A 22876-nucleotide genomic window follows, 5' to 3' on the forward strand; every position below is an offset into this window, starting at 1 on the left:
TCAGGCCGTTCGGACGCGCTGAGCCTCCTTGGCGCGCATTCCCTTCTGGACGGCGCCGGAGCGGATGCAGCGTGTACAGACCCGGAGCTTGCGCGGCTTCCCCTCGATCACCGCGCGCACGGTCTGCAGATTCACTTCCCAGCGGCGCTTGGTCACGTTATGGGCGTGGCTCACGTTCTGTCCGTGCTGGACGCCCTTGCCGCAGATGTCGCATGTCCTGGCCATGAAACCTCCTCTGGATCGCGAGAGCGTCCGAGTCTAGCCGGTTCGGCTCCCGCGGGCAACCCGTTTGACACCGCGACGGAATGCCCCCTAGCATCGTGCCGATGGCCTCGCTCCGCGATCCAGTCCGCTACCTGACCGGTGTCGGCCCCGAAATGGCCCGGCGCCTGGCCAAGCTCGAAATCCGCACGATTCGAGATCTCCTCTTCCATGTGCCCAGAGGCTACCTCGACCGCCGCACGGTCACGCCGATCGCCTTCCTTCGTCCGAACCAGGAAGCCTCCATTTTGGGCACTCTCGCCAGCATCCGCCTCGAGCGGCGCATGCGGGGGAGACGCGACGTGACCGGTGCCGTTCAGGACGGGACCGGCGCCTTGCGCGTCGTGTGGTTCAACCAGCCCTTTGTGGAGCGCCTGCTCCGGGCGGGGGAGCGCTACTTCTTTTCCGGGCCGGTGCAGCCGTTCCGCGGCCTCGAGATGCATAATCCTGAGTTCGAGCCGGACGAAGAGGGGGCCGAGCATCGGAATCTCGCGCGGGTCGCGCCGGTCTACGGGCTCACGCAGGGAATCACCCAGCGCTGGCTGCGCGCCCGCGTGGCGGATGCGCTCCGCTCCCTGCCCCCGACCCCGGATCAGGTTCCTCTCGAGTGGCGCCGGGAGCAATCGCTCCCCGAGCTCGCGGAGGCGTTCGCGCAGGTTCATTTCCCCGAGCGACCGGAGGACGCGGAGCCTGCCAGGCGCCGGCTCGCCCTGGAGGAGCTTCTCGCGCTGCAAGTTTCGCTGCAGTACGCGAGAATGCGGCACCGCGGGCGGCGCGCCGCCCGTTCGCTCGACCGCGGCGCCCCGCTCGCCGAACGTTTCCTCGCATCCCTCCCGTTCACGCTGACCCGCTCGCAGGCGGAAGCGCTCGCCGCGATCGAGCGCGATTTGGATCGCGAAGTTCCCATGAGGCGGCTCCTGCTGGGGGATGTGGGCTCGGGGAAAACCGTTCTCGCGCTCGCCGCGGCGGTTCGCGCCGCCGGCGCCGGAATGCAGACCGCGATCCTGGCCCCGACCACGCTCCTCGCGGAGCAGCACGCCGAGACGGCCACGAGGCTTCTGGGCCCGTCCGGCACACGATTTGCGCTCCTGACCGCCGCCACGCCGATGAAGGAAAGGGACCGGATCCTAGAGCAGGTCTCCTCGGGGGATGTCTCGCTCGTGATCGGAACGCACGCGCTCCTGGAACGCGATCTCGGCTTCGGCTCGCTCGGGCTTGTCGTGGTCGACGAGCAGCACCGCTTCGGCGTCCGCCAGCGCGTTTCGCTCGCGGCGAAGAGCAGGGGAATCCAGGACGCGCATCTACTCGTGCTCACCGCCACCCCGATTCCCCGCAGCCTCGCGATGACGCTCTACGGCGATCTCGACCTCTCCCTCCTCGTGGAAAGGCCGCCGGGGCGCTCCCCCGTCCGGACCTCCTTCCTCCGCGCGGACGGGATCGAAACGCTCGCGCGCATCCTCGGCGAAGAAGCGAAGCAGGGGGGCAGTGCCTTCGTCGTTTACCCGGTCGTCGAGGAGAGCGAGACGCTCGATCTCAAATCGGCCGCCGCGATGGCCCAGAAGCTCGCCCGCGTGGGATCGCTCGCGGAGGCGGGGGTGGTGCTCGTGCACGGCCGCCTGAAGCCCGCCGAGCGACGCCTCGCGATCGAGCGCTTCCGTTCGGGAGAAGCGCGAATTCTCGTCGCGACGACCGTCGTGGAAGTGGGGCTCGATATTCCCGATGCCACGCTCATCGTGATCGAGCACCCGGAACGGTTCGGCCTGGCGCAGCTCCATCAGCTCCGGGGCCGCGTCGGCCGCGCCGACCGGCCCGGTCGCTGCGTCCTCTTGGTCGGGAGAGGGATCGGGGACGTGGCGCGAAAGCGCCTGGAAACCTTCCGGCGCGTGGGGAACGGCCAGGAGCTGGCGGAAGAGGACCTGAAGCTGCGCGGCCCCGGCGAGCTGCTCGGGACCTCGCAGCATGGATTCCCCGAATTCCGCGCGGTGAATCCAACCTTGGACCTCGATCTCATCGAGGCAGCGCGGGGGCTCGCGAAGGACCTGCTCTCGAGGGAGGGGGGCCCAGGCGGGGACGCCCGGCTCAAGACATGGATCGAGGCCCACTTCGCGGGAGCGGACCGCTTCCTGGAGAGCGGGTAGAGAATTCCCCGAAAGATGGCGCGTACGAAGCCGATAGAGTCATCGACCGCCTGTCCTGTTTCGGCTTCCGAAGGAGCGCATGGATGCATGTCGAATGCGGCGCCTGCGGCGCTCGCTATGTCATCGCGGATGAAAAAATCCCCGCCCAAGGGGTACGGGTTCGGTGCCGTAAGTGCCAGGCGGTCTTCTCGGTTGCGAAGCCGGAGCCTGTGGCGCCGGCGGAGCTTCCGCTGATCCCCCCGAGCCCCCTGGAAGCTCCCCGCGAAGGGGGAGCCCCTGCCGCGGCCCCCGAGCGGGGCACCGATATCGAGCGGTTTGCCCCCTCCTTCGCCGAGCATCCTCCGGCTGCGGGCGTCGAGATCTCCTCTCAGCCTGAGTTCACCCGCGGATACGAATCCGGTGTGTCGAGTCCGGCTCCCGCTCCGGGCGCCCCGCCGGTGCGCGAGCTCAGCGCCCCCGCTCCGAGCGCGCCTGCGCGGCCGCATTCCACAGGGCCCGCAGCGGAGCCGAACCCGTTCGCGTCGGAACCGAAGCTGGACGCATCGGAACCGAACGCCCCGGGACCGAAACCGAGCGCGGAGCGTTCCCCCGCTTCCACCGGAATCCCGGAAGGGCTTCCCGAGGCGGAGCGCTTGAAGCACGAGCGCGCCCGCCGGCTCGCGCGGGTGCTCGCTTCGGACATCGCGATCTACAACAAAGAGAAGCGAGACCGAGGGATCAAGGACGGCAATCTCGTCGCGGTGCTTGGATACGAAATCAAGAAATCGTGGGAGGTGTACAAGGAGCGGGTCACCGCGGAGCTGGCGAACTCGACTCCGTACTTCCGCGACGCGCTGAACGAGATGCTCGCGGAAGGGAAGAAGATCTTCTAGCCCGCCGAGCGCGTTACCGTCCGCCTCCTGAGGAGCAAGCCCACACCTCCCCCCGCGATGAGCGTCGCCCCCGCCCCGGCCACGGTCCCGGCCGGCGTGACCCAGCCGCGTCCCAACGCGAGGCCCAGGAGCCCCGCGGCCCCGAGCACGGCCACGCGCGTGGAGAAATCGCGCAGCGCGAACACGCGTCCCCGCGCTTCCGGAGCGACGGCCGATTGCACCGCGGCCTCCGTCGTCACGAGGAGGAGCGCCACGAATATTCCGGCGAGGAACGCGACGGTCGCGAGCGCAGGGAAGGACACGGCCCGCGTGAAGAGCATGAGCGCGATTCCGGTTCCCGCGAGCCCGAGCGCGGCCAACGGGCCCCTGGGCCATCGCCCGCCCCGCCACGCGAGGAGGAGCGTGCCCGCGACCATGCCGAACCCGAGCGCGGAGAGAACTCCGCCGGTCCCGGAGACGAACCCGGTCATCCGCTCGCGGAGAAGCACCGTCCCGGCGACGTGGAGCGCGCCCCCCGCGATCCAGAGGGAGACGAGCGCCAGGAGCGATCCCAAGACCGTTCGATTCGACACGGTGATCAAGGCGCCTTCTCGGACCTCGCGACCGAGCGTGCGGTAGGCGACGCCCCAGGTCCCCGCTCTGGGTCTTCGTTGGTGGGCTCTCGGCTTCGTGGTGGCGAGAAAGCCGGCCGAGACGAAGTACGTGGCCGCGTCGATCCCGAATCCCCATCGCCAGCCCGCCCGCTCGACGAGGATCCCTCCCAGGAGGGCGCCGGTGATCGTGGCCGCGACTCCCGCCAGCGTGGCCAGGGAGCTCGCCTCCGTGAGCTCGTTCCCTTGCACGAGGTCCGGCACGATTGCCGAGCGCGCGGGGAGGAAGAACGAGTTCACGACATAGAGCAGAAAGACAACGAAAAACGCCGCCGGGAGGCCGCCGCGCGCAGCGGCGGGAATCAGAAGGAGCACGAGGCATCCCCGGAGGACATCGGAGATCACGAGGATGCGCCGCATCTCCCAGGAATCCACGAGGGCCCCCGCGAGGGGACCGATCAGGATCGTGGGAAGAAAGCTGACCGCCGGAACGAGGGCCAGCTCGGGGGTCGGATTGAGGGGATCGTGGGCGCGCTCGACGATCAGCGCGAGGAGGGCCAGATAATGGAGGCGGTCGCCGAAAATCGAGACGAACTGCCCGAGCCAGAGCGCGCGAAAGCTCTTGTTGCGGAAGAGGCGCGAGCCCGCGCCCTTCATCGAGCCGACGCGCCGAGCCTCAAGCCCGGGCCGGCTCGAGGGACCCGGACCGCCGGCGCGCTTCGTTGAGGCACCTCGCCCTCCGCCCGCCCAGGAGCGCTCGGTAGATCTCCTCGAGCTTCTCCACGATGGAAGGCCATCCGTACCGCTGCGAGGTCTCGATGCCGCGCGCGCCCATCTCACGTCTCAGGTCCGGGCGCCCGAGCAGCGTCTCGAGGGCACGCCGGAGCTCGCCCGGATGTCGCGGCGGCACCGTGAGGCCCTGCGCGCCCGGCGTGAGCACGGTCCGGTACCCCGGCAGGTCCGTCGCCACGATCGCGACCCCGGCGGCCATCGCCTCGAGAAGCACGATTCCGAAGCTTTCGCCTCCGCGCGCGGGGGAGCAGAAGAGATCGGCTGAGGCGTAATACCTCGGGAGATGCTCGTTGCTCACACGTCCCTCGAAATGGACGCGTCCCGCGAGCACCCCCCCGGCCATGCGCTCGATCCGCCGCCTCAAGCCGCCGTCCCCGACGATGATCAGCCGGAAGGGAACGGAATCGCGCGCGAGAGAGGCGCACGCGGCCATCAGCTCCGGCAGACCTTTCCTCGGGTCGTGGCGACCCACGAAAAGTATGTTCGGAGTGCCGTCGTCGAACCGCTCGAGCGGTTTCAGCCCCGGACGAAAGCGATCGAGATTCACCCCGTTCGGAAGAACGTCGACCGGGCCGGGAAAATGGCGCAGCACGCACGCGCGCGCCGCTTCCGAAACCGCAAGGGCCCGATCGATGCGGCGGTACGAGGGGCGCAGCGCGCGGCGGAAGAGACGCAAGGTGAGGTCCGAGATGACCGTGGAATGAAACGTGCCCACGACCGGCTGCTTCGCCGCCTGGAGGGCGAGGAGCGGCAGCGTGGGGGAGATCGGGCAGTGCACGTGGACCAGATCGAAGGCTTCGCGACGGAAGATATCCGCGAGCTTCTCGCGGAGCCCGAATCCGACCGTGACGTTGTTTTCGGCGCCGTTGAAAGGGATGGCGACATTCCATCCGATCCGCAGCACGCGGTGGCCTCCCCCCGCGTTTCCACGTTCCGTGGCGTCGCGTCGCGTCGCGGAGGTCCCGTGACGCGCGCGGTGCGAGAATCGGGCCGTGACGATCGTCACGTCATGCCCGCGATCCCGGAGCGCGTGCGCCGTGGCGTCCACATGCTCCGTCACGCCTCCGACGGCGGGGTGGTAGGCCTGGCTGACGATGGCGATCTTAAGCGGCATCGCGTTCGGGAAACAGGGGGCGGAAGATGCACCACTGGTCCAGGTGGGCGGCGATCGCGCGCTCCTGGAATTCCGCGACACGCCGGGTCAGGCGGCGGATGTCCTCCTCCACCGAAAGCGTGGGCTCAGGCGAATCCACCCCATCGAAGGAGACGATGTGGCGGTCCGGAGCCCGGCGCTCCGCGTGCGCATGGAGCAGGCGGACGCGCGCGCGCCGAGCCAGGATCGCGGGGCCTGCGGGGAAGGGGACGCGACGGCCGAAAAATTCGGTGCCGATGGAGCGGGCGAACACGTCCCCATCGGTGAGCAGCACGACGACTCCGCCCCGTCCCAGGGTTTGAAACAGCGGCCGGAAGCCGTCGTCGGGCGTGCTCACGAGGATCCGCTCGCGCTCCTTAAGCATCCGCGCGAGCCCGGTAACCCGCGCATGAAACTGGACGCCCGTCACCACGTGAACGCGGAATCCGAGCCGCGCGAGCGCAAGCCCCGCCAGCTCCCAGTTGCCCACGTGCGGCGCCGAAACGACCGCTCCCTTCCCCGGGCCGAGGGCCCGATAGAGAAGCTCCATGCCGAGGAAGCGGAAGCGGGCATCGAGGGCCCGCGAATCCATCGAGCCCTGCGCGAGGTACTCCAGAACGAACCGGTGATAACTTTCGAACATCGCGCGCGCCGTGCCGCCCAGGGAGCGCGGGCCGAAAGCGGCGAGCCGACCCGACCCCGCAATCTGGGCCAGGTTCGACTCGACGGCGCGGCGGCGCGTCGACGCGAAGGCAAACTCGATCCGCGACGTCGCGCGCGCCAGCGACGAAAGCACCGGGTCAGGGAGCCTGGGGGCGAACGCGAAGGCCGCCTCAAGGAGGAGGGTTGAAATCACGGGAGGGGCTGGCGGAACGGCAACGGGAAAGCCGACACGCGCAGACGCTACACGAGCCCCCGGGGACCGTCAAGAATGGGACATAGGGCTTTTGTTTGACTTGGTGCGGCGCGCTGCCTAGAGTGCGGGCCGCGATGGTGTCATTTTCCCCACCGAGGATCGGATTCAGCCATTCGTCTCAGTGGGTGAACGGGTCGTCCGTCGCTTCCGATTCGAAGAGCGCGTCGGCTGTTTCCACTTCGGAGAGGCAGCGGCAGCGCGAGCCGGCGGCTACGTGCGGGCAAACCGCGTAGACGCGATTATCGCGCCTGCAATAGACTTCCGTCACGCGCCTGGCGACTGTCCCCGTGGCGGGGGAAAGCGGATTCCGTTTCATGGTGTCTTCCTCCGGCCCTCGAGTCCTGAGCGAGCACGAATCCGCGCCCTCTCACGGCGTTCACGATCAGCTCTCGGCCGATTGGAAATGCAACGCGCATGCCACGGGTGGGCCGTTCTCCAATAGGGGGTGTCGATGGCGAGCCAGAAGCTGGTGCGATGCGAGATCCGCAGATCCGATGCCGCGGGAGACGCGACCGTACGCTATGTTCCGCTGGAGATATTCGGGCTTTGGGAATTTCTGATGCGAACCAAGCACCGTTTCGAGGTAAGGCAAAGCGTAGCGTCGCTCTGGATCGACGTGAACGAATCCCCGGAAGCGGCGTACGGGGAGAACCAATACGAGCGCGTGACGGAGGTGGAGCTGCTCCGCTACTCGGATCGGGACGGCATGTTCAGCAGGGTGAGCCGATATTTTCCGACCGCCGAATATCCGAAGCTCAAGGAGCTCCTGCTCCACCACTACGAGAGCGTCTCGGATCCCTCGGCGCCGCAGCTCCAGATCAAGGAGCGCCAAGGAATCTGGATCCGCCGCGATCCCCGCTCCTGAGCAGGGGGTGTCGCCGCGCCGGCGGCCCGCTATCTGCCGGCGGCAGTGCGGAGTAGACGATCTCATCCCACCCCAGCCCCCCGCCTGGAACATCCCCCTCCGGCGCGGGCCCATCCCCGACCCCAAACAGCATTTGTCCTAAAGATTAGGCCCCGATCCACCGTTCTCTGTCCCGAGGCGCGGTGGCACATATCGTGCTCTCACCAACGGAGCCGGCGACGGGCCGTGGCTGCGCTTTCCGTCGTGCGGACAGGAAAACCAAAGAGAATCGAGGGGCGACGCCATGGTGGTGGTCAGCTATTCGGGACGCGAGATCAACGCGAAGATCGTGTACTACGGGCCCGGTCTGAGCGGAAAGACCACGAACCTCGAGAAGATCTACGACAGCGTCCCGGAGACGAATCGGGGCCGGATGGTCTCGATGAAGACCCAGACCGACCGCACGCTCTTCTTCGATCTCCTGCCGCTGGACTTGGGGGATCTCCAGGGGATGAAGACCCGTCTCCTCCTTTATACGGTCCCCGGTCAGGTGTACTACAACGCGACCAGAAAGCTGGTGCTCAAGGGGGTCGATGCGGTCGTATTCGTCGCGGATTCCGCCGCCGACAAGATGGCGGAGAATCGCGAGAGCTTTTCCAACCTCGAAATGAACCTCAAAGCGTATGGAATCGATATCCGGACGATTCCCCTCGTCATCCAGTTCAACAAGCGCGACCTCCCGACCGCCCTGCCGGTCGAGGACCTGAACCGCGAGCTCAACCGACTCAATCTCCCCTGGTTCGAAGCGCAGGCGGCGAACGGCGTCGGCGTGTTCGAAACCCTGCGCGGGGTGTCGAAGCTTCTGCTCGCCAAGATATCGAAGGATGTCTTGGAGAAGGACAAGGGCGCGGTGGCCGGTCTTGCCCGGGCCAAGTCGTCCGCGGCCGCGGCGAGCCAAGCCGGCGCGGAAACAGCTTCACCCAAGAAGTCGGAGCGCGCGGCTTCGGGGGGAAAGCTGCTCAAGTACCTGAAACGCGGGAAGGGCGTGCGAGGCGAGGAGCAGGAAGCCGAGACGCAAGGGCCCGATCGTCCGGGCATGGAGGAGGGGATCGGGGCCGGCGTCCGGGTCTCCCAGGGCGTGCCGATGGAGCCGTCGCCCCTCTTGGAGGACGAGTCCCTGATGGACGATTCCCACGCGCCCGACGTTGCGCGCCCGCTCAACGCCGAGGAGGAGCTGGTGCTCTCCGAGACCGACCTCGTGGAACAACCGGCGGTGCGGGAAACAAGGCCTGTGCGTTCCGCCCCGGGGCCCGGCGCCGCGAAGGCCGATGACGGTGTCGCCGGCGATTTCGAACGGGAGCCGAGCGGGATCTCGTCGTCCGCCCGTTCCCACTCGGCCGAGGCTGCCTCGGGAGATGCGCGGCGGATCGTGGTCCCGATCGATCTGGGCGCGCTGCCGCACTCGGGACGCATCACGCTCTCGGTCGAGATCTCGATCCGGATCGACTCGGACGAGCCGCGCAAGAGCGCGGCCGGCGGACGGAAGTCTGGCGGGTTCGACGAATCCTTCACACGGGACCTGGAACCCATCCCCTAAGCCTTTTGTCATTGACACCCTCTTCGGGCGCTTCCTAGGCTGCGCCCGTGGATCGGGTCTTTTCCGGCCGCATCGGCCGCGCGTTCGAGACGGCGCAGCGGGAACGTCGCGGCGCGTTCATTCCCTTCCTCACTTCTGGGTTCCCGGACCTCGTGGAGTCGGACCGCCTCGTCCAGGTGGCGTGCGAGGAAGGCGCCGACGTGCTCGAGCTGGGGGTTCCTTTCTCCGATCCGATCGCCGACGGGCCGACGATCCAGCGTACGACCGAATCGGCGCTCCGCGCGGGCGCCACGCTCGCCCACGTTCTCGGACAGGCGAGGAGGCTGCGGGCGCGGAATCAGACCCCGCTCGTGCTCATGTCCTACCTGAATCCGATTCTCCGGTACGGCACGGACCGCTTCGCGGCGGACGCGGCCGCCGCCGGGGTGGACGGGCTCATCTTCGTCGATCTTCCCCCGGAGGAGGAGCCCGCGCTCTGGGAGCGAGCGCGAGGCGCCGGTCTCGACACGATCACGCTCCTGGCGCCCACGACCGAGGGTGAAAGGCTCGCCGGGGTCGTCGGGCGCGCGAGCGGGTTTCTCTACGTCGTGGCACGTCTCGGCGTCACCGGGCGCGGCGCCGGCGATGCCGGGGTCGACTCAGTGCTCGAGCGGTGCCGCGCGCTCTCGATGCTTCCGCGGTGCCTCGGCTTCGGGATCGATCTTGAGACGCCGCTCGAGCGCTATCGCGGGAAGGCCGAAGGGGTCGTCGTGGGGAGCTCTCTCTTGGACGCGGTTCTTGCCGGCCACGATCCGCGTTCCCGGGAGGAGCGCCTCCGGAGTTTCACGCGCGCCTTCCGCGCCAAGCTCCCGGGTCTTCATCCCGGGTGAGGCTCAATACTCCAGATGGGACAGCTTCCAGAGGGCGCGATCCCCGCTCCGGTTCGTCGACACGAGGATCGCTTTTCCGTCAGCGGACCATGTGGGATGGCGGAGCTCCGAGCCCGGCAGATCCTGGGCGATCACCGCGAGCCCCTGCGCTTCCCCCGACGGGCTCAGAGCCCACACGCCCCATAGCCCCCCGCGGTTTGATGCCATGAGGATCCTGGATCCATCGGGGCTCCACTTCGGGCCTCGGTCGAGCTGTGGCACGCCCGGCGGGCTGCTCGAAGGGGCGACCGTGAGCTGAATCGCGACCGTGTCGGTGAGAGAAAGCCGCCAGATCTGGCTCGTGCCGTTCGGTTCCCGCGTGCTGAAGCAGATCTGGTCGCCGGCAGGGCTCCAGTCGGGCTCCCCGGCGTGGAGCGAGGCAGGGGTCAGGTAGATCTTGCCGAGCGGCGCGGCCGAGGTGTCCGGAACCAAGACGAGCCTTCCAGAGTCGGGATCCACCCCTTCCACGTAGACAAGCCCGGGGCTCCCCGGCCTGGGCGCCGGCGTCCATTCCATGCCGGGAAACGCGGTGAGTCTCCGCGTTCTTCCCGTCGCGACCTCGCGGTACCAGAGGTCTTCCGAGCCGGCGAGATCGGATGAATAAGCGAGGAGCCCGCCGCGCACCCATCGCGGGCTCCGGGCTCCCGCCGCCGAGAGTTCCGGCTCGATCTCAAGTCCGCTCCCGTCCTCGCGCGCGACCGCGACGCGGTCCAACCCCTGGGCGCTCACTTGGAACGTAATCGAATCCCCGCGCCAATCGGGCCGGTCCGCCTCCGTCGCCTCCGGTGGCGTGATGCGATCCCATACCACGCCCGCGGGGGAAACCACCCGGCTCCCACGGTGGTCGCATGCGTGAAGCAGCGCCATCGCCAACACGAGGAGCGCCGCGCCGCCGGCGCGGCGGTGCGTGATCCGACTCACGCCATGGATCGTAACAGGGCGCCAAACAACCGGCAACGAACGCGCTTGGCTCGATCCGGCCTCGCCCATGGTCACCACGCGCGGGAGGTCCCCGTGCGGGCATTCCCGGTTCAGAAGGAGACCGCTCCTGCCGAAGAAAATTCTGGACGAGCCGAGCGGGACGCGCACGAGGCGCGATTTCCCGAACGGCTCCGGCCGAGACGCCTCCCCGGCAGGACGCCGGAGATCGACGAGGGCACGATGCTCCTCCTGACCCGAAAGCTTGGCGAGAACATCCGAATCGGAGACGACGTGAAGATCACGATTGTAGAGGTGAAGGGAAATCACGTGAAACTCGGGATCGACGCCCCGCCGAGCGTGAAGGTCCATCGAGAGGAAATTTACGAGAGGATTCAGGAGGAGAATCGCAGGGCGCAGCGCTTGAAGCCGGAGGGTTCCGATGGCACAGGGTCTGAGCCGAAGTGAGCCAAACTTATTATGAAGAGAATCCAGCGGAGCTGGACCGCTGGCTCCGCCGATGTGATGAGGTCCTCGCGCTGTTGGATTGCGCCCTGCGCGGATGCCACACGCGAAGCCATCCGGTCGTCCAGGAATCGCTCCGCGAATCCATGCAGTGCTTGGAGCTCGCGAGCGAAGATATCGCGGGCCGCGTGCTGGGGATCCTGGATTTCTGCATCACCGAATCGGAACAGGGACGCTTCGACGAAGCCGCCGAGGCGCTCGCCGATTTGAAGGAGAGCTGGACCGAAGCGATCGCATCGATTCGGAGGGACCGCAACCGTGCTGCCAACTTCAATTGAGGCTCCGGAGACCGAGGCGTCGTCGCGGGTGACGGAGGTCAAACGCCGGATCCGCGAACGGTACTACAACCGCCCGGAGGTTCGCCGCGCTTTGAGCCAGATTGTCCTGCGTAAACTGGCGCACCCGGCAGGAAAACGCGAGCGCCCTGAATCCGCTTGACCGGGTCGAAAGGTCGCTGGTAAGTAGATGACCAGCAACTATAGATGCTCGAACCCCTCGATGCGGAGCCAAGCGCGAAGAACATGCCGGAAACCGGCCGGGAAGCCGCGGAACTCCTTCAGCGCGCAGATCCGAACGCGAGGGCCCGCGCGGCGCAAAGGCTCCGCTACGAGGATTTCGGCGCCGAGCTGAGCCGCGCCTTACAGGACAACGTCTTCGATCCGGACCCCGAGATCCGCTCCCTCGCCGTCGGCCTGATCCCGGATCTCAGGGAGCCCGTGTCCCCCGAGCTTCTCTCCTCGGCGTTACACGACTCTTGCCCCGATGTGGCCATCTCGGCCGCCGAGGCGTTCGCCATCCTGCGCTTCCCGCGCGCCTCCGACATCCTGTCCGAGTGCCTCGCCCTGAGACCCCAGCTCGCCGGGCCCTTGGCGCTCGCCCTGGCGCGGCTCGAGGAATCGGGCGCCGAAGAGCTTCTCGTCGACCGGCTGGGGCAGGGGGATCCCGCGATCCGGATCGCCGTGCTGCGCGCGCTCGGCGCGTGCGGGACGGCGCGCTCGGTGCCGCAGCTCATGGGGCTTCTCGGTTGCGGAGACCCGGTGGTGGAGGGAGAAGCCCTCGCCGCGCTCGTCCGCGTCCGCGAACGCTCTCCGAGCGCGGTGGGAAGGGACGAGATGCCTTCCGACCTGGTGGCAGAGAGGCTTCCGGAGCTCATGACGTCCCAGGATCGCCACCGGCTTCTGACGGGGATCGCGTTGATCGGGTGGCTTCGGCCGCCCGAAGGCCCAGCCCTTCTCCTCGGGCTCCTCGAATCGCCCGACCGGGTGGTGCGCGAGCGGGCGCGGGAGACTTTCGGCGCGGTCGCGGCCGGTGCGGAACGCGCCGCGCTCGAATCGGTCGCGGAGTTCGCGGACCGGCACCCCGCAGCGGCGGCCGCCGCGCTCGACCGGGTCGCGGTGGCCCGCGAGGAGGAATCGCGGTCGCTATGCCTCGGTCTGACGCAGCATCCCGACGCCAAGGTGCGCGAGCGCGCCGTGGCCCTCGCGGGCCGCTCCGGCGGAGCGGGAACGCCCGAGGCGCTTCTCGCGCTTGCCGGGGATCCGGTGGGCCACGTCCGCGCGCAAGCGGCCGAGGCGCTCGGGATTCTGCGCTGGAAGGGGGCGGGGCCGGCGCTCGAAGCGCTCCTGTCCGACCCTTTCCCCGACGTCCGGCAGGCCGCGCTCTCGGCGCTCGGCACCCTCCGGGACCACGAGGTGGACCCGGAGCGGCTCTTCGAGCGGGCGCGGGGCGCTCCGGCGCGCGCCGCGGCCCTTCGCGCCTGCGACCCGCGCCGGGCGGGCGCCCAGTTTCGGAGCGCGATCTCCGACCCGGATTCCCAGGTGAGGCTGGCGGCCGCGATGAGCTTGAACGAGCACGGCGTCTGGCTCGAGGAGGCGGCGGCCCTCCTCGCGGACGAGGACCCGCGCGTTCGCGCGCATGCGTTGCACGCGCGCCTCAAGGCCTCGCCTGCGCTCGGTCTGGAGCCGCTCGCGGCATTCCTCCGCGACCGAGACGAGGGCGTCCGGCAAACGTTCGCCATCGGCCTCGAGCGGGCGACCGGAGTCGAGCGCGGCGTCTGGCTGAGGAGGCTCCTCGGCGACCCCAGCGCCGCGGTGGGGCGCGCGGCGGCCCGTGCGCTGGCGCATCATCACGATCCGCAGACGATCGGCTCGCTGCTCGACGCCGTCTCGACCGGGCAGCCGGCGGTCGCGGCGCAGGCGATCGAATCGCTGGGCTCTCTCGGGGCCCCCGAGGCGCTGCCGAGGCTTCGGGCGGTCGCGCGAGGAGGCGATCCCTCGCTGCGGGATCTCGCCGCCCACGCGATCCGCCGTATCGAGGAGTCGCGCTCGTGAGATCGCGGAGCGCGCTCCCGGCGGACGGTGAAGCGTCCGCGCCGAGGCAGCACGCGCTCGAGGCTGCGTGGAGCTTTCTCCGCCACGCGCCGTTCGGGGTGATCGCGATCGACCGCGATGCCACGGTGCTCGCGATCAACCCCGCCGCATCGAAGCTCCTCGGATACTCCTCCGAGGAGGTGGAAGGGGAAGCGGTCGCGCGCATCCTGCGCGCGCCGCGCGGCGAGTCGCACGTGCCGCCGGGCGCGTGCGCGGCGCCCGAGGAGGCGCGCGAGGTGGAAGTCGTCACCCGCTCCGGAGACGTGCTCCCGGTGGGGCTGAGGCTTCTCCCGCTCGAGGCGTTGGACGGGTCGCTTCAAGGCACGATTGCTCTCTTTCAAGATCTGAGAGAGCAGAAGGCGCTCGAGGAGCAGTGGCGCCGCCGCGACCGGCTCGCCTCGCTGGGTGCCCTCGCGGCGGGTGTCGCCCACGAGATCCGGAATCCTTTGGCGGGCATCGGCACCTCCGCCCAGGTGATGAAGCGGAGGCTGGAGGTCGGGGATCCGAGAGCGCAGTTCGTGGACCTGATCCTCGAGGAAGTCTCCCGGCTCGACCGCATCGTCACCGGGCTGCTCCAGTTCGCGCGGCCGGCGACCCCCAAGCTCCAGCGCCAGTCGATGCTCCCCGCGGTTGAAAAGGCGCTCACGCTCGTCCACGAGGTCGCGGTACGGCAGAACGTGCTCATCCGGGTCGACCGGGCGGACAGCGTTCCCGACGTCTACGTGGACCTGGATCAGATCCTACAAGTGATCCTGAACGTGCTCATGAACGCGCTCCAGGCTCTGGACAAGGGCGGAGAGCTGGAGGTTTGGATCGGTCCGATTCGCAAGCGGCTCGCCGAACGCTCGTCGCTGGGCCGTCGCGCCGCGGATCGGATCGGAGCCCGGCGCCCGGCCCGGCCGCTCGATCTGGTCGAGGTGCGGGTGCGCGACAACGGCCCCGGAATTCCGGCCGCCGTGCTGGCGCGCGTCTTCGATCCGTTCTACACGACCCGCACGCAAGGGACCGGGCTCGGCCTCAGCATCTGCCAGACCATCATCCGGGAGCACGGAGGCTCCATCTCGATCGAAAGCGTGGTCGGGCAGGGGACCCAGGTGCTCATCGACCTACCCGTGGAGAAACGACATGGAGACAGGCGCGGTAGTCCTCGCTAAGCAGACCTTCGGAATTCTGGTCGTGGACGACGAGAAGACGCTCCGGTACGCGCTCAAGGAGGGGCTATCGGAGGAAGGGTATCGGGTGGAGACGGCGGGGGACGTCGCCGAGGCGCTGGCGCTTCTGGATCGCGAGGAATTCCACCTGGCTCTTCTCGACCAGAAGCTTCCGGACGGGAGCGGGCTCGAGCTCCTGAGGCAGCTCAAATCGCGGTATCCCGCGATGCAGGTCGTCATCATGACGGCGTTCGGCAAGTTCGAATCCGCCGTGGAGGCGACCAAGGCGGGCTGCTTCGATTACATCGGGAAGCCCTTCGAGCTCGATCACATGAAGCTCGTGATCCAGAACGCGCTCTCCCAAGTACGGCTTGCCGAGGAAGTGACCCGCCTGCGCCATGCCGAACGGCGCCGCGCGGGATCGACCCTCATCGTGGGCGGAAGCTCGAAGCTCGCCAAGATCTTCGAAACCATCCGAAAGGTCGCGAGCACCGGCACGTCGACCGTCCTCCTGCAGGGGGAGACGGGTGTCGGTAAGGAGCTCCTGGCCCGGGAAATCCACGATTTGGGGCCGACCCATGATGGCCCCTTCGTCGAGGTGAACTGCAGCGCGTTTCCGGAAAATCTCCTCGAGAGCGAGCTGTTCGGCTACGAGAAGGGGGCCTTCACAGACGCGAAACGGACCAAGAAGGGCCTCATGGAGCTCGCGAACGGGGGCACGCTCTTCCTGGATGAAATCGGCGAAATGAGTCTCGGACTCCAATCGAAGCTTTTGCGCGCGCTCGAGATGAAGCGCTTTCGCCGCGTGATGGGCGTGAGCGACATCGTGATCGAAACCCGTGTGTTGGCCGCCACGAACCGCGATTTGAAGTCGCTCGTGGCGCAGGAGAAATTCCGCGAGGACCTGTACTTCCGGCTCGACGTGATCCGGATCGTCGTTCCGCCGCTCCGCGAGCGGCCGGAGGACATCCCGCCTCTGATCGACCATTTTGTGGGGCACTGGAACCGGGAGCTGGGACGGAACGTGAAGGGGCCGACCGACCGCGCCCTGGAGCTCCTGCTCGCGTATCGCTGGCCGGGGAACGTTCGCGAGCTGAGGAACGTGATCGAGCGGGCGATCCTGCTCGAGAGCGAGGAGTGGATTCTTCCGGAGCATCTGCCGGTCGAGATCGTGGGCGCGGCGGGGGGCGGGCCCGCGGTGCTCGAGACCCGTCTCAAGGGGGAAGGGGGCATCACCACGCTCGCCCAGGCGGAGCGCATCGCGATCGAGATGGCGCTTGGGCAGGCGGGAGGCAACAAGACCAAAGCCGCGGAGTGGCTCGGCATCTCGAGGCAGACCCTGCGCACCAAGCTCAAGGAGTACAGGATCGAGTCCGTCGCCGGACATGGCGGCTGAACGAGGCGGCGCCGACCTCGCCCGACGTCCGATCGTGGCGCTCGAGAGGCGCATCGGGGACCTGTTCGGCCTCTCCCTCAAGGAGTGCACCCCCGAGGGATTGGCCCAGCGGCTCCGTTTCCGAATCCAGGACCGCGCCCTGGACGGCGTCGAAGCCTACGCGGAATACCTCCTTTACTCCGAAGATCCCGCCGCGTGGGAAGTCCTTGCGGAGACCTTGACCGCGAACGAGTCCCGCGTTTTCGGCATGCCCAGCGATTTCGCGCCGCTCTTCGAGATCACGTCCGATCCCCAATGGTCACGATACGCGAACCCGGAGGCGGGCCCGTTTCGGTGCCTGAGCGCCGCGTGCGGAACGGGCGAGGAAGCCTACTCGCTGGCGATCGCCCTCGCCGAGGCGCGCGCTCCGGCGCTCGAGTTCGAGGTGATCGGCGTGGACCTGAGCGCGCGGGCGATCGCGAGCGCGCGCCGGGCCTCGTATCCGCGCGCGCGCGCCGCCTCCCTTCCAGCGGAGATCCTGCAACGCTACTTTACGGAGCGAGACGGCGAAATCGTCGCGGAGCCCCTCCGGACACGCGTCCGCTTCGCGCGGATCAATCTCTGCGAGCCCGATTCGCTCGCGCCACTCGAATCGTTCGATCTCATCCTGGCGCGGGACTTTCTCCCCGCCCTGACCGCGGACGGGCGGCGGGCGGCCCTGACGAACCTCTCCCGGGCGCTGAAGCCCGGAGGCGTTCTCGTCCTCGGTCCCGGGGACTCCGTCGGCGAATCGGATCTGGGCCTCACGCCCACCCGGTGGGGGGAGCGATACGCGTACGAGAAGCCGGACGCGGAGGCGGGGGCGGTACGCGGCGCCGCCCCCGAGGAAGATCCGGACCCGAGAATGGCGCTCGTGGCGCACCACTCCTCGCTCGTCCGCGCCTGGGTCCGGATTCTGCTCGAGCAGCGCGGCTTCGCGGTGGACGAGGCCCCGGACGGCATTCGGGTGCTCGAGCGGGCGGTGATCGGAAGACCTCCCGGCGTCTATTTGCTCGAGCGGACCCTTCCACCGCAGGGCGGGCCATGGGTCGCCGACCGGCTGGCGCGGCTCGGGGCCCCGCGTCCGGTGGTCCTGGCCTTCCTCGCGCCGGGCGGCGGATCCGGATCGGAGGGCGCGCCTCCGAACGAAGGAGCCCAAGTCATCGAGCTTCCGCTCTCGGGCCGCGATCTCGACGCCGTGCTGCCCCGCCACTTGCCCTGAACCCTTTCGCGTCCATATCCACGCGCGACCCCGTCGCGCCGCGCGCGGGGACGCTCGTCACGCCTCACGGCGAGGTCCGGACTCCCGCGTTCATGCCGGTTGGAACGCAGGGGAGCGTCAAGGGGCTCTCGCCCGCCGATCTTCGAGCCTCCGGGACCCAGATCCTGCTCGCGAACACCTACCACCTCATGCTTCGGCCTGGATCGGCCGTGATCCGTGGCCTGGGCGGTCTCCACCGGTTCATGGCGTGGGATCGGCCGATCCTGACCGACAGCGGCGGCTATCAGGTGCTGAGCCTGAAAGGCCTCGTGAAGGTGCGCGAGGAAGGGGTCGAATTCCGCTCGCATCTCGACGGAGCGCTCGAGTTCCTGACCCCCGAGCGTTCGATGGAGGTGCAGGCGGATCTCGGCTCGGATATCGCCGTCACGCTCGATCACGCGGTCCCGCTTCCGCTGGATCCCGCCGCGCAGCGCGAGGCGGGGGAGCGCACGATCCGCTGGACGGAACGCTCGCTCCACCGCGCGCGGGAGCTCGAGCCCGCCGGCGGAGCGCGCCAGCTCCTCTTCGCGATCGTCCAGGGGGGAGGGGATCCGGCGTTGAGGAAGGAAATGGCGGCGCGGACCTCGGCGTTCGAATGCGACGGGTTCGCGATCGGCGGGCTCTCCGTGGGGGAGGAAAAGCGCGAGACATGGGCTCTGGCGCGGGCCGCCGCCGAAGCCCTTCCCGCGGACCGGCCGCGCTATCTCATGGGGATGGGCACGCCGCTGGATTTGCTCGAGGGGATCGCCTGCGGCATCGACCTCTTCGATTGCGTGCTGCCGACCCGAAACGCCCGGAACGGGATGGCCTTCACCGCCGCCGGACCGCTCAACATCCGAAACGCCGAGCACGCGGGCTCGGAGCGTCCGCTCGACGCCGGATGCGCGTGCGAAGCGTGCGCGCTCATGAGCCGCGCCTACCTGCGTCACCTCCACCTCGCGGGTGAGATCCTGGCGCATCGAATGCTGACCTTGCACAACGTCACGTTTTACCAGACACTGATGGAAGGCGCCCGCCGCGCGATCGAGCGCGGCCTCTACCACCAATACGCGCGGGAGTTTTCGGAGCGCTACCGCGAACGGGACGGGAACCCTCCCGCGCCCGCGTGACCGGAGGAAACAAATCGATGCTCGACGTGGCGTTCGCGCAGGCGACCCAGGCCGCTCCCGAGGCGCCTTCTTCGATGGACCAGATGATCCACATGCTCACGCTGCTGGGAATCACGGTGGGGATCGTCTATTTCATGATCATCCGGCCCCAGCAGCGGAAACAGAAGGAAACCGAGGCGATGCGCTCTTCGATCCGCAAAGGTGACCGGGTTCTCACGACCGGCGGACTCTTTGGCACGGTCGTCGGCGAGAAGGAGGGCATCGTCGTGCTCAAGGTCGCCGACGACGTGAAAATGGAGTTCGCGAGGGAATCGATCGTCCAGGTCAAGGAGCGCAGTGGATAAGGGGACGCTCACGCTTCGCTACTATGGGGATCCCATCCTCCGTCAGAAGGCGGCGCCGGTCGAACGCGTCACGCCGGAGATCCGCGAAGTGATCCGCGCGATGTTCGACTGCATGTACCGCGAGCGCGGGATCGGTCTCGCGGCGCCACAGGTCGGGATCTCCCAGCGGATCTTCGTGCTGGACGTGGAGCGGGAGTCCGGGGAGCGCTCGAAATTCGCGCTGGTGAACCCGCTCATCAAGGAATCGTCCGGGAGCATCGTGGGGGAGGAGGGCTGTCTCAGCATCCCGGGGATCCACGCCGACGTGAAGCGCCGCGCCGAGGTGGTCTTCGAGGGCCTCGACGAGGGAGGCGCACCCGTTGTGGTCCGGGGCGACGGGCTCCTGGCCCGGGCGCTCCAGCACGAGCTCGACCATCTGGACGGCGTCCTTTTCGTCGACCGGCTGAGCCCGATCCGGAGAAAGCTCCTCGAGCCGAAACTCGCGCGGATGCAATTCGGCGAGGCCGGGACGGCCGCTCCGAGCGCGAGCGCGTCGCCTTCCTTCTAGCGGGCGGCGTGCGCCTCGTCTACTACGGCACGCCCATCCTCGCGGTTCCTCCCCTCCTGCGGCTCATCGAGGACGGCAAACCGCCCTCGCTCGTCGTGACGCGGCGCGACCGGCCGAGCGGCCGGGGGCTGGCCCTCGCGCCGTCTCCTGTTCGCGCGGCGGCCGAGGCGCGCGGCATCCCGGTCGCGACCCCCGAGCGCGCGGGCGCACCGGAGGAGATCGAGAGGCTGCGCGCTCTCGCCCCCGACGTGCTCGTGCTCGTCGCGTACGGTCAAATCCTGAGCCCCGGGCTCCTCCGCCTTCCCAAGATAGGCGCGATCAACGTGCATTTTTCGCTCCTTCCGAGGCATCGCGGCGCCTCTCCGATCCAGGCCGCGATCCTGGCCGGAGATCGCGAGGCCGGCGTGACCACCATGTGGATGACGGAGAAACTAGACGAGGGGCCCGTCTTCTCGTCCCTCTCGACACCGATCGGACCCGAGGAGGACGCGGGGAGCTTGGGTGGGCGCCTGGCCGAGCTGGGCGCCCGCTGCCTTTCGGAAACCCTCACCCGGATCGAACGGGGCGAAATCGTGCGGCGGGACCAGGACCCCTCGCGCGCGACCTACGCGCCGAAGCTCACGCGGGAGGATTCCCGGCTCTTGCTCGCAGACGATCCCGTCCGGTTCACGCGCAAGGTCCGCGCCTTCGCGCCCGAGCCCGGCGCCTACCTCGAGCTCGAGCGGGAGAGGATCCAGATCCTCTCGGCCGCGCCCGGCTCGATCGGCGCCGAGGCGGGTCCCGGCGAGCCGCCGGGCTCCGTTCTTGCCCTCCATCGCGAGCGGGGGCTCGCGATCCGCCTCTCGAGCGGCTCGGTCTGGCTCAAGAGCGTGCGCCCGAGCGGGCGGAAGGTGATGGACGCCTTCGCCTACGCGAACGGGGCCCGGATCAAACCGGGGGGTATGCTCCCGGTGAAGGACCTCGCGGCATGACCACCCAGAAGCGCGGCCGCAGGAGGCCGCGGGCCCGATCGAAACCTCTCGGCGCACGCGAGCTTGCTCTTCAGATCCTGGTCGCGACCGAGAGCCGGAGCGCCTACTCCGACCGGCTCCTCGAGACGAGATTGAGGGATGCCGCGCTTCCTCCCGCGGACGCACATCTGGTAACCGCCCTCGTGCAGGGCACGCTCCGTCGCCGCGGGACCCTCGACCACCACCTCGCGGCTTTCGCGCGGGAGAACTGGGGCGGGCTGCCCGCCTGGATCAAAGGGGCGCTCCGGTTGGGCGCCTACCAGCTCCTCTGCATGGACAGGATTCCCGCGTCCGCGGCCGTCCACGAGAGCGTGGAGCTCGCGAAAAAGTACGGCCACCCTGGAACCGCCGGTCTCGCGAACGCAATCCTACGTCGGCTCGCGGGGGGCGAGCGGGCGCCTTTCCCGGACCCCGGATCCAGCCCGGTGGAGCATCTTTCGGCCTCCCGCTCCCACCCTCGATGGATCGTGGAGCGATGGGTGACACGTCTCGGCCGCGAGGAAGCGGAGCGGATGCTCGAGGCGGACAACGAGGAGCCGTCGGTCACGGTGAGGCCGAACCTCGCCCGCGCCTCGAAGGAGGAGATCCTGACCCGGTTGCGCTCGGAGGGATTCGAGCCTCAACCGGCCCCGAACGGAGGCCCGGTCTGGATCGTCGGCGGCGGATTCGTGCCCTCGCGCTCCCCGGTCTTTCGCGACGGGCTCATCTCGCTTCAGGACGAAGCCGAGGCCGCGGTCGTTCCGATCCTCGACCCCGCGCCCGGCGAGCGCATTCTCGATCTCTGCGCGGCGCCGGGAGGAAAGTCCGCGCAGATCGCGGAGGCCGTCGGGAGCGAAGGGCGCGTGTTCGCCCTCGAGAGGAGCCCCAGCCGCGCTCGGGCGCTCCGGAACAACCTGTCCGAACGGCTTCGTATGGCCGGGACACGCGTGGTCTGCGGAGACGGGACGAGCCCGCCGTTCCGCGTCGCGTTCGACCGGGTGCTCGTCGATGCGCCCTGCTCCGGGCTCGGCGTTCTGAGGCGGCGCGCGGACGCGCGCTGGCGCAAGGACGAATCGAGCATCGCCGCGATGGCGGCGCTCCAGCCGCCGCTCCTCGACGCGGCCGGGCCGCTGGTCCGCCCCCGAGGCGTCTTGGTGTATAGTGTCTGCTCCTTGGAGCCTGAGGAGACCCATGATGTCGTGGAGTTCTTCCTGCGAGCGCACCCCGACTTCGTGCAGGAAAGCGTCGAGCCCTATGTGCCGCCCGGATTCCGCTCGGGTGTGCCTCATTTGAGCGCGACTCCGCACCGGCACGGGACCGACGGCGTTTTCGCCGCGCGCTTTCGCCGCCGATGAAGGATTCCGTGGACGTCGATCCGGGCGAAACGCTGCAGGAGACGCCCGCGGTCCCGCCGCTGCCGCCGGGCGAACGCCGCCGCGGCCCGCGTTTCTCGTTTTGGTCCGGAACCCTCCTGCTCGCGGGCGTGGCGCTCTTCGGCGGGTTTCTCGTAATGAACCTCGTGCTCATGCCCAGCTTCACCCGCCAGGGTGCCGAGGTGCAGGTGCCGGAGGTGACCGGGCAGAGCGAGATCGAGGCGGAGCGGGTCCTCGCCGCGGAGGGGCTCAAACTTTCCAAGATCTCCGAGCAGTGGAGCCCGGACGTGGCCCGCGGCTTCGTCATCTCGCAAGATCCTGCCGCCGGGGGAGTCGTCAAGCGTGGGAGGCGGATCTCGGTAATCGTGAGCCTCGGCGCGCAGGGAACGAGCGTGCCGCTCCTGGACGGCGTGACCGCGCGTCAGGCGCAGCTCCTCCTCGAGGGGGCGGGCCTCCGCGCGGGTCGGATCGCGAAAGTCTACACCGATGAAGTGAGCAAGGATCTCGTCGTCGCCTCCGACCCGCCGGGCGAAACCCTCGTGCAGCAGGGCACGGTCGTGAATCTGCTGGTGAGCCTGGGTCCAAGACCCCAGAGCTACCTGCTTCCCGATCTCACGGGGAGAGACATCGGGGAGACGATGCGGAGCCTCAGGGAAGAGGGTTTCGCGGTCACGCTGCGGGAAGGAGGAGCGAAGCAAAAGAGCGGGCTCGTATCCGCGCAGGAGCCGTCCGCCGGGCACCGAGTGTCCCCGCGGGACTCGATTGTGCTCTACCACCACCCGTGAGCGGCGGCGCACCGGGGAAGGCCGCGGCCGGCGGTTGGGCG

The 22876-nt window shown here is 68.7% G+C and carries 23 protein-coding genes and 1 pseudogene; 18 read left to right on the forward strand and 6 right to left on the reverse strand.

Going from position 1 to position 22876, the window contains the following annotated elements:
* Complete coding sequence (rpmB, locus tag E6K76_03065; GenBank protein TMQ59918.1) at nt 1-225, reverse strand: 50S ribosomal protein L28; 225 nt, start codon at nt 223-225, stop codon at nt 1-3.
* Nucleotides 226-305: 80 nt separating this feature from the next.
* Here rpmB and recG point away from each other — a divergent pair, with 80 nt between their 5' ends.
* On the forward strand, nt 306-2399 hold the full coding sequence (gene recG, locus E6K76_03070; GenBank protein TMQ59919.1) for an ATP-dependent DNA helicase RecG: 2094 nt from the start codon (nt 306-308) through the stop codon (nt 2397-2399).
* Nucleotides 2348-3271: a hypothetical protein gene (locus tag E6K76_03075; protein TMQ59920.1), complete on the forward strand. Its 924-nt coding sequence runs from the start codon at nt 2348-2350 to the stop codon at nt 3269-3271. The genes recG and E6K76_03075 overlap by 52 nt, the downstream gene beginning before the upstream one ends.
* Here the strand turns inward: E6K76_03075 and E6K76_03080 are convergent.
* The 4 genes from E6K76_03080 to E6K76_03095 all read right to left on the reverse strand — a co-directional run bounded on the left by E6K76_03080 (nt 3268) and on the right by E6K76_03095 (nt 7017).
* Nucleotides 3268-4518: an MFS transporter gene (locus E6K76_03080; protein ID TMQ59921.1), complete on the reverse strand. Its 1251-nt coding sequence runs from the start codon at nt 4516-4518 to the stop codon at nt 3268-3270. The genes E6K76_03075 and E6K76_03080 overlap by 4 nt on opposite strands.
* Before the next feature lie 19 nt (nt 4519-4537).
* Nucleotides 4538-5767: a glycosyltransferase family 4 protein gene (locus E6K76_03085; GenBank protein TMQ59922.1), complete on the reverse strand. Its 1230-nt coding sequence runs from the start codon at nt 5765-5767 to the stop codon at nt 4538-4540.
* Nucleotides 5757-6641, reverse strand: a complete 885-nt coding sequence (locus E6K76_03090; GenBank protein TMQ59923.1) for a lysophospholipid acyltransferase family protein — start codon at nt 6639-6641, stop codon at nt 5757-5759. The genes E6K76_03085 and E6K76_03090 overlap by 11 nt, the downstream gene beginning before the upstream one ends.
* 178 nt (nt 6642-6819) lie before the next feature.
* Nucleotides 6820-7017: a hypothetical protein gene (locus E6K76_03095; protein ID TMQ59924.1), complete on the reverse strand. Its 198-nt coding sequence runs from the start codon at nt 7015-7017 to the stop codon at nt 6820-6822.
* Nucleotides 7018-7152: 135 nt separating this feature from the next.
* On the opposite strand from E6K76_03095, the gene E6K76_03100 reads away from it, so the two are divergent.
* From E6K76_03100 to E6K76_03110, 3 genes are all read left to right on the forward strand, one after another.
* Entirely contained in the window at nt 7153-7566 is a 414-nt protein-coding gene (locus E6K76_03100; protein ID TMQ59925.1) for a hypothetical protein, read from the forward strand.
* Nucleotides 7567-7849: 283 nt separating this feature from the next.
* Nucleotides 7850-9142 (forward strand): hypothetical protein, encoded by a 1293-nt coding sequence (locus E6K76_03105; GenBank protein TMQ59926.1) that lies wholly within the window; start codon nt 7850-7852, stop codon nt 9140-9142.
* A gap of 47 nt (nt 9143-9189) precedes the next feature.
* A complete protein-coding gene (locus E6K76_03110; protein ID TMQ59927.1) occupies nt 9190-10011 on the forward strand; it encodes a tryptophan synthase subunit alpha in 822 nt (273 codons plus the stop codon).
* 3 nt (nt 10012-10014) lie between these two features.
* On the opposite strand, the gene E6K76_03115 is transcribed toward E6K76_03110, so the two are convergent.
* Nucleotides 10015-11049 carry a hypothetical protein gene (locus tag E6K76_03115; GenBank protein TMQ59928.1) on the reverse strand — a complete coding sequence of 345 codons (1035 nt, stop codon included), beginning with the start codon at nt 11047-11049 and terminating at the stop codon, nt 10015-10017.
* A gap of 162 nt (nt 11050-11211) precedes the next feature.
* On the opposite strand from E6K76_03115, the gene csrA reads away from it, so the two are divergent.
* The 13 genes and pseudogenes from csrA (at nt 11212) to E6K76_03180 (ending at nt 22835) form a co-directional block, all read left to right on the forward strand.
* Complete coding sequence (csrA, locus tag E6K76_03120) at nt 11212-11436, forward strand: carbon storage regulator CsrA (GenBank protein ID TMQ59984.1); 225 nt, start codon at nt 11212-11214, stop codon at nt 11434-11436.
* Nucleotides 11433-11771, forward strand: a complete 339-nt coding sequence (locus E6K76_03125; protein ID TMQ59929.1) for a hypothetical protein — start codon at nt 11433-11435, stop codon at nt 11769-11771. The genes csrA and E6K76_03125 overlap by 4 nt, the downstream gene beginning before the upstream one ends.
* Nucleotides 11772-11975: 204 nt before the next feature.
* On the forward strand, nt 11976-13823 hold the full coding sequence (locus E6K76_03130; GenBank protein ID TMQ59930.1) for a hypothetical protein: 1848 nt from the start codon (nt 11976-11978) through the stop codon (nt 13821-13823).
* Nucleotides 13697-14236 (forward strand): annotated as a pseudogene (locus E6K76_03135) (PAS domain S-box protein). The gene E6K76_03130 and the pseudogene E6K76_03135 overlap by 127 nt, the downstream one beginning before the upstream one ends.
* A 102-nt stretch (nt 14237-14338) precedes the next feature.
* A complete protein-coding gene (locus tag E6K76_03140) occupies nt 14339-15016 on the forward strand; it encodes a hypothetical protein (protein ID TMQ59985.1) in 678 nt (225 codons plus the stop codon).
* Nucleotides 14988-16409: a sigma-54-dependent Fis family transcriptional regulator gene (locus E6K76_03145; GenBank protein TMQ59931.1), complete on the forward strand. Its 1422-nt coding sequence runs from the start codon at nt 14988-14990 to the stop codon at nt 16407-16409. Before E6K76_03140 ends, E6K76_03145 begins: the two co-directional genes overlap by 29 nt.
* Nucleotides 16399-17649 (forward strand): methyltransferase domain-containing protein, encoded by a 1251-nt coding sequence (locus tag E6K76_03150; protein ID TMQ59932.1) that lies wholly within the window; start codon nt 16399-16401, stop codon nt 17647-17649. The genes E6K76_03145 and E6K76_03150 overlap by 11 nt, the downstream gene beginning before the upstream one ends.
* Nucleotides 17472-18797 carry a tRNA guanosine(34) transglycosylase Tgt gene (tgt, locus tag E6K76_03155; GenBank protein ID TMQ59933.1) on the forward strand — a complete coding sequence of 442 codons (1326 nt, stop codon included), beginning with the start codon at nt 17472-17474 and terminating at the stop codon, nt 18795-18797. Before E6K76_03150 ends, tgt begins: the two co-directional genes overlap by 178 nt.
* Nucleotides 18794-19141, forward strand: coding sequence for a preprotein translocase subunit YajC (yajC, locus tag E6K76_03160; GenBank protein TMQ59934.1), 348 nt, complete (start codon nt 18794-18796; stop codon nt 19139-19141). The genes tgt and yajC overlap by 4 nt, the downstream gene beginning before the upstream one ends.
* Complete coding sequence (gene def / locus E6K76_03165; protein ID TMQ59935.1) at nt 19134-19688, forward strand: peptide deformylase; 555 nt, start codon at nt 19134-19136, stop codon at nt 19686-19688. Before yajC ends, def begins: the two co-directional genes overlap by 8 nt.
* Nucleotides 19634-20659 (forward strand): methionyl-tRNA formyltransferase, encoded by a 1026-nt coding sequence (locus E6K76_03170; GenBank protein TMQ59936.1) that lies wholly within the window; start codon nt 19634-19636, stop codon nt 20657-20659. Before def ends, E6K76_03170 begins: the two co-directional genes overlap by 55 nt.
* Nucleotides 20656-22032, forward strand: a complete 1377-nt coding sequence (gene rsmB, locus E6K76_03175; protein ID TMQ59937.1) for a 16S rRNA (cytosine(967)-C(5))-methyltransferase RsmB — start codon at nt 20656-20658, stop codon at nt 22030-22032. The genes E6K76_03170 and rsmB overlap by 4 nt, the downstream gene beginning before the upstream one ends.
* On the forward strand, nt 22029-22835 hold the full coding sequence (locus E6K76_03180; protein ID TMQ59938.1) for a PASTA domain-containing protein: 807 nt from the start codon (nt 22029-22031) through the stop codon (nt 22833-22835). Before rsmB ends, E6K76_03180 begins: the two co-directional genes overlap by 4 nt.
* Nucleotides 22836-22876 lie beyond the last annotated feature (41 nt).

The sequence above is a fragment of the Candidatus Eisenbacteria bacterium genome (assembly GCA_005893275.1).
GTDB lineage: Bacteria > Eisenbacteria > RBG-16-71-46 > SZUA-252 > SZUA-252 > WS-7.